Origin of the sequence: Dactylosporangium sp. NPDC000521 (genome assembly GCF_042898305.1) — a bacterium.
GTDB lineage: Bacteria > Actinomycetota > Actinomycetes > Mycobacteriales > Micromonosporaceae > Dactylosporangium.
The window spans coordinates 62136-66197 of record NZ_JBIAYW010000038.1; the positions used below are offsets into that span (position 1 = coordinate 62136).

General features: G+C 70.2%; 2 protein-coding genes. One reads left to right on the plus strand and one right to left on the minus strand.

What is annotated here, in order from left to right; genetic code table 11:
* Window positions 1-572: 572 nt before the first annotated feature.
* Window positions 573-3053, plus strand: coding sequence for a glycogen/starch/alpha-glucan phosphorylase (locus ACFY3L_RS52150; RefSeq protein ID WP_389342597.1), 2481 nt, complete (start codon window positions 573-575; stop codon window positions 3051-3053).
* Here ACFY3L_RS52150 and ACFY3L_RS52155 read toward each other — a convergent pair.
* Window positions 3050-3958 carry a 5'-3' exonuclease H3TH domain-containing protein gene (locus ACFY3L_RS52155; RefSeq protein WP_389342599.1) on the minus strand — a complete coding sequence of 303 codons (909 nt, stop codon included), beginning with the start codon at window positions 3956-3958 and terminating at the stop codon, window positions 3050-3052. The two genes, ACFY3L_RS52150 and ACFY3L_RS52155, sit on opposite strands and share 4 nt — an antisense overlap.
* Window positions 3959-4062: the final 104 nt, after the last annotated feature.

Genomic DNA, 4062 nt, shown 5'->3' on the forward strand with positions numbered 1-4062 from the left:
CTGATTCGGTCGTCGTGGTGGCGGGATTCGTCGTTGGGTCGAGGGGTGCTTGCTCGTCCGGGCGGTGGTCGGGAAGTTTGCGCGGCGTCACTTTCGGCTGGCGGCCGTTCTGCGGGTGTGATCGAAGTCGTGTGGTGGTCGTTCGGGCGGCCAGGGCTGTCCTTCGATCAAGGTCGGGGGTTCGCGTTCGGGTCGCGTTCGCGGTCTCGGTGGTTGCTGTCCGCGTGCGGGTTCGCCGGTCCATGTGGGATTTCGCAGTTGCAAGACAGCGCGGAGGGTGGGTTCTTTCCGCCCGGGCCTGGGGCCGGGCGCCTGGTGGCGTGGTTGCGGTCCGTGCCGTGGTTGGGTGATGTTCCCCGGCCTTCGTTCTCGCATGGTCTAGCGCCGTCGAGGGCGTCGTTCGGTGCTGCCGCGCCGTCGTCGGAATGAGCGCGGACCGTCGATTGCTGGCTGTGTGGCACCGGTGTGGTGCTCGTGATGTGAGGGGTCGTGGGGTGAGGGGGTGGGCGGGGAGGGGGAGAAAGTTGGGGAGACGGGGGGCCGGGGATGATCGGCTGGCGGATACTTGGCGGGTGACCGAGGCGCGGCCCCGACCCAGGCGCACTGTTGGCGACTCGCTCGAGGACTTCGAGCGGGACCTGATCTCCAACCTCTACTACCAGCGTGGCACGACGATCGAGTCGGCGAGCGGGCCTGACGGGTACCACACGCTGGCCGTGACCGTGCGGGACAGGCTGGTCGACAGGTATGCGAGGACGGCGGAGGCGCACTACGCGGCCAATCCGCGGTTCGTGTACTACCTGTCGGCGGAGTACCTGCTGGGGCGGCAGCTCAGGCAGAACCTGCTGTACACGGACACGGAGCGGTGGGTCAGGCCGATCGCCCAGGATCTCGGGGTGTCGCTCGAGGCGCTCGAGGTGTACGACGTCGAGCCCGGACTCGGCAACGGCGGGCTCGGGCGGCTGGCGGCGTGCCTGCTGGACTCCATGGCGACGCTGGACATCCCGGCGGTCGGGTACGGGATCCGGTACGAGTTCGGCATCTTCAAGCAGACGTTCCGCGACGGCAGGCAGGTCGAGCGGCCCGACGACTGGACGTTCTACGGCAACCCGTGGGAGTTCCCCGCGCCCGACGACCGGCAGCTGGTCGGGTTCTACGGCACGACCGTGCCCGACCCGACCGACCCGGCCAACCTCAGGAAGAAGTGGACGCCGGGGGAGACGGTCAGGGGCGAGCCGAGTCACATGCTCGTGCCCGGGTACGGGACGCAGACCGTCAACATCATCCGGCTGTGGCAGGCCAGGGCCAGCCGCGAGTCGTTCGACCTGGCGAGGTTCGGGGTCGGGCAGTACGTCGAGGCCGTCGACGACATCGTGCGGGCCGAGAACATCAGCAAGGTGCTGTACCCCGACGACAGCACGGAGCCCGGGCGGGAGCTGCGGCTCAAGCAGCAGTACTTCCTGGTGGCGTGCTCACTGAGGGACATCATCCGCCGGTACAGGCTGCGCAACAGCGGATGGGACGGCTTCGCCGACAAGGTGGTGATCCAGCTCAACGACACCCACCCGGTGATGGCGGTGACCGAGCTGATGCGGCTGCTGGTCGACGAGAACGGGCTCGCGTGGGACAAGGCGTGGGGGATCACCCGCCGGACGTTCAACTACACGTGCCACACGCTGCTGCCGGAGGCGCTCGAGACCTGGCCGGTCCCGCTCCTGGAGCGGCTCCTGCCGCGGCACATGGAGATCGTCTACGCGATCAACCACTTCTTCCTGGAGGAGGTGCGGCGGGCGTACCCGGGGGACGAGGACGTCGTGCGCCGCATGTCCATCATCCAGGAGGGGGACGAGCGGCGGGTGCGGATGGCGCACCTCGCGGTCGTCGGCAGCACCGCCGTCAACGGGGTCGCCGAGCTGCAGACGAAGCTGCTGGCGGAGACAACGCTGCACGACTTCGCGCGGCTGTGGCCGGAGCGGTTCCACAACGTGACGAACGGGGTCACGCCGCGGCGGTTCCTGCGCATGGCCAACCCGGCGCTGTCGGAGCTGATCACGGAGATGCTCGGCGACGAGGGGTGGCTGACGGATCTGGAGCGGCTGCACGGGCTCGGCCCGCACGCCGACGACCCCGCGTTCCGGGCCGCGTGGCGGGACGTGAAGCGGCACAACAAGGGCGAGCTCGCCGCCGCCGTCGAGCGGTCCACGGGTGTCCTCATCGACCCCGACGCGCTGTGCGACGTGATGATCAAGCGGTTCCACGAGTACAAGCGGCAACAGCTGAAGCTGCTGCATGTGATCACGATGATGAACCGGATCCGGGCCGACCCGCAGGCGGCGTACGTGCCGCGCACGGTGCTCTTCGGCGGGAAGGCGGCGCCGGGCTACCACGCGATGAAGCAGCTCATCGAGCTGGTCAACGCGGTCGCCGAGGTGGTGAACACCGACCCGGCCGTCAGCAGGCACCTGCGGGTGGTGTTCCCGCCGGACTACAACGTGACGAAGGCGCAGTTCATCATCCCGGCCGCCGACCTGTCCGAGCAGATATCCCTGGCCGGCAAGGAGGCGTCAGGCACCGGCAACATGAAGCTCGCGCTGAACGGTGCGCTCACCATCGGCACCCTGGACGGCGCGAACATCGAGATCCGGGACCGGGTCGGGGCGGACAACTTCTTCCTGTTCGGCATGGACACCCCGGCGGCGACGGCGCTGCGCCGGTCCGGGTACTCGCCGCGGTCGTTCTACGAGGCGGACTTCGAGCTGCGGCTCGCCGTCGACACGATCGCCAACGGCACGTTCGCGAAGGGTGACCGCAGCGTGTTCGCCCCGGTCGTCGACGCGATGCTGGGGCGCGACGAGTACATGGCGCTCGCCGACTACCGGTCCTATGTGGACTGCCAGGACGCGGTCGCGGTGGCGTGGACGGATCCGGAGCGGTGGACGCGGATGTCGATCCTCAACACGGCCCGGTGCGGATACTTCTCCTCCGACCGTACCGTCCGGGAGTACTGCGAGCAGATCTGGAAGGTGGACCCGGTCCGCGTCCCGGAGGCTTAGGCGGCGAGGGCGTCGACGATGCGCTTGGTGGCGCCGGCGAGGCCCCAGCGCTCGGCGAGGGCGAGCAGCGCGTCCGGGTCGGCGGGGGAGGACGGCAGCTTGGTGTCGACGTCGCCGAGCGGGATGGTGCGGGCGACCGCCACCACGTCGCGGGCGGCGGTGAGGTACTCGCGGCCGGCGGCGATTTTCGTGCGCAGGCCCGGGGCGAAGCCGGACGACGGGTCGTCGAGCGCGGCGAGGATGCCGTCGAGGTCACCGTACCGGTCGACGAGGCGCGCGGCCGTCTTCTCGCCGACGCCCGCGACGCCCGGCAGGCCGTCGGACGGGTCGCCGCGCAGGGCGGCGAAGTCGGCGTAGCCGGCGGCGGGCACCCCGTACTTGGCGTGCAGGCCGGCGTTGTCGAGGACCTCCAGCTTCGCGACGCCGCGGCCGCAGTACAGGACGGTCACCTCGCGGGTGTCGTCGATGAGCTGGAAGAGGTCGCGGTCGCCGGTGGCCACCTCGACCGGGCCGGGCTCGCGGGTGGCGAGGGTGCCGATGACGTCGTCGGCCTCGTAGTCGTGGGCGCCGACGGCGGTGATGCCGAGCGCCGCCAGGAACTCCAGGATGATCGGCACCTGCACCGACAGGGCGTCGGGGACCTCCTCGCCGCCGGCGGGGGTGAGCCGGTGCGCCTTGTAGGACGGCAGCAGCGCCACCCGCCACGCCGGCCGCCAGCTCTCGTCGAGGGCGCAGACGAGCCGGTCCGGCTGCCGGCCGCGGATCAGGGTCGAGAGCATGTCCAGGAAGCCGCGGACGGCGTTGACCGGGGTGCCGTCGGGGGCGAGGGCCGCCTTCTCGGGCACGCCGAAGAACGCGCGGAAGTAGAGGCTGGCGGAGTCGACGAGCAGCAGAGGGCGGGCCACCGGGTCAGCCTAGTGCAGCGCCGCGTTAGTTCGTCGGGGTCATGCGGCCTTGAGTGGAGTGCCGTCGTAGGTCCAGCGGTAGGGCTTGGCGGTGGTGTTCTTCT